The organism is Enterobacter cloacae complex sp. P12RS, from assembly GCF_014895875.1.
Lineage (GTDB): Bacteria > Pseudomonadota > Gammaproteobacteria > Enterobacterales > Enterobacteriaceae > Enterobacter > Enterobacter bugandensis.
Window position 1 is genome coordinate 1 of record NZ_JADBQO010000081.1, and the last position, 881, is coordinate 881.

Sequence of the window (881 nt, forward strand, 5' to 3'; positions counted from 1 at the left end):
AAATAAGACACAGTCAAAAAATTTATTAATCACATCATGATCTATATCATTCAAACTCTCAGCTATAAGATCGTTATTTTTCCCATTTTCGATTATTACAGCATGTGCAACAGGAAAATCTGATTCTGGATATTCTAAAACTAACCCGCCCGAAACACCTTTATATCCTTTTGATTTTTCGATTAAATCGGGAGTCGAATTTGATTCAATATTATACTTTATTAGCCCTTGCGGGACTGGTTGCGGAAAATTGAGCATGATTCTTCCAGGTTCAGTATCTTTTTCCTTGAAAGCATTAAGATAAAAAGTCTTACCTGATATATTTTCTATTTCACCTATGCGTAAGGGATGTGTGGCATTACCACTAACTCGTGTAATAACTAAATCTTTATCTGGAAAGCTATATACATCTTCAGCATTAAGGAGTGTTGACATTCGGTCGAAAGAAAGACCGTTTACTTCAGGTTGAATGCTACATTGCCTACAGCAACTTGCAATTTTCGCCTTAAATGGTTCGCAATTACCCTTCCGATGGCAAAGGCCATGCTTCGAGGAAATCACAAAAGCTGCATCGCAAGAACTGGCCTTGAATAGATACCCTGTTGATTCAGAGCCTAAAACCCTGATTTTTATGCAATTACTTACACTCATAGTATCTTACATTCACTCCATTTGAAGAATAAGTGCATTCCGCTTGACATTCTAACACATTGTTCTCATTGAAAATACTCCTAACATCTTCATTATTACTACTAAAATGAAATATTGCTTCCGGGTATTGAACCAAAATTCGAGCAATAGTTTTATTATTTGGATGATTATGTTTACTCTTGTCGGCACAAATAATATATTCAGTTTTACCTATTATATTTATCAACTCG

2 pseudogenes are annotated in these 881 nt (G+C 34.8%); both read right to left on the bottom strand.

What is annotated here, in order from left to right:
* Window positions 1-651 (bottom strand): annotated as a pseudogene (locus IM284_RS22870) (hypothetical protein); the annotation flags it as partial.
* Window positions 638-881: pseudogene (locus tag IM284_RS23550) on the bottom strand (MBL fold metallo-hydrolase); the annotation flags it as partial. The pseudogenes IM284_RS22870 and IM284_RS23550, both read right to left, overlap by 14 nt.